This window comes from Allobosea sp. CER48 (assembly GCF_044752385.1).
Taxonomy (GTDB): Bacteria; Pseudomonadota; Alphaproteobacteria; order Rhizobiales; family Beijerinckiaceae; genus Allobosea.
This window is the reverse complement of record NZ_JBIWYK010000671.1, coordinates 1-1,335: the sequence shown is the minus strand read 5'-3', so window position 1 is coordinate 1,335 and position 1,335 is coordinate 1. Positions and strand designations below refer to the sequence as shown.

General features: G+C 67.4%; 2 protein-coding genes. One reads left to right on the top strand and one right to left on the bottom strand.

Annotation, left to right across the window (positions count from 1 at the left end):
• On the top strand, positions 1 to 557 hold a 557-nt coding region (locus tag ACIPIA_RS16450), incomplete at its 5' end, for a tyrosine-type recombinase/integrase (protein ID WP_400511048.1).
• Positions 558 to 572: 15 nt separating this feature from the next.
• Here the strand turns inward: ACIPIA_RS16450 and ACIPIA_RS16445 are convergent.
• Positions 573 to 1,271, bottom strand: a complete 699-nt coding sequence (locus tag ACIPIA_RS16445; protein ID WP_400511047.1) for a carbonic anhydrase — start codon at positions 1,269 to 1,271, stop codon at positions 573 to 575.
• Positions 1,272 to 1,335 lie beyond the last annotated feature (64 nt).

Genomic DNA, 1,335 nt, shown 5'->3' with positions numbered 1-1,335 from the left:
GAAGCGCCTGTCTCCAGGAGGGGCTCAGGCCTGCCGCCAGGCTGAAGGCGCTGCGGATGCGTTGCCTCGTCGAGATGCTCTATGCCACCGGCCTGCGCGTTTCCGAGCTGATCGCGCTGCCGCGCTCGGCCGCCACGACGCGGGAACGCTTCCTGATCGTGCGCGGCAAGGGCGACAAGGAGAGGCTGGTGCCGCTGAACGAGGCGGCGCGGCGGGCGGCGCGGGACTGGCTGGCCGCCCTGACGGAGGCAGGACAGGGCGACGGGCGCTGGCTCTTCCCGTCCGAAGGCGAGAGCGGGCACCTGACCCGGCAGGTCTTCGCGCGCGATCTCAAGATGCTGGGCGGGGCGGCCGGGCTTTCGGCCTCGGCGCTCAGCCCCCACGTGCTGCGCCATGCCTTCGCCAGCCATCTCCTGCAGAATGGCGCCGATCTGAGGGTGGTGCAGGAACTGCTCGGCCATGCCGATATCGCGACGACGCAGATCTACACCCACGTCCTCGACGAGCGGTTGAAGAGCATGGTGCGCGACCTCCATCCGCTCGCGGACGGAGAATGAGCCGCGTTCGGCGGCTCAGGCTTCCGAGCAGCGGATCTGCTGGACGCGCTTGGGCATCTCGCCGACGGCGGGGATGAACTGGCCGGTGACCGGATCGAGGATCATCAGCACGCCGGTGGCAACCGCGAAATAGGCGCCGTGCAGGTGCAGCCTGCCCTTGCTCTCGAGGATCTGCACGCAGGGGAAGGTGCGCAGGTTGGCGATCGACTGCTGGATCGAGGCCAGCTCGAGCCGTTGCAGGTAGTCCTCGAAGTTCTCGTTGCGGCCGCGCCCGCCCGTGCGTTCGGCGGCCGGCGCGATCAGGGTGATCCACTTGCCAATGAAGTCACCGGGAGAGAGCGCCTGCTGGCTGTCGTCGGCGAAGGCACGGATGCCGCCGCAGCGGCCATGGCCGAGCACGACGATGTGCTGGACCTTGAGCGCCTGCACCGCATATTCGAGCGCGGCCGAGGTGCCGTGGAGCTGGTCGTCCGGTTGGAAGGGCGGCACGAGATTGGCGATGTTGCGGGCGACGAACATCTCGCCCGGACGCGCATCGAAGATGACCTCCGGCGAAACGCGCGAGTCGCAGCAGCCGATCAGCATGATCTTCGGCGTCTGCCCGTGCTCGCCGAGCTCTTCATATCGGCTCTGTTCGCGGATGAAACGATCGTCGAGGAAGGCACGATAGCCTTCCGTCAGGCGCTGCGGGAACGGCTCAGCAGGCTTTTCCATGGCCCTTCTGGAACAGGAAAGCGCGGCTCTCGTCAAGCCCATGTTGCAATGCGGGATTGCGAAT

Bases quoted from the DNA above. Each gene is read 5' to 3' on its own strand.
- ACIPIA_RS16445 (WP_400511047.1), bottom strand. From the start codon at position 1,271: ATGGAAAAGCCTGCTGAGCCGTTCCCGCAGCGCCTGACGGAAGGCTAT.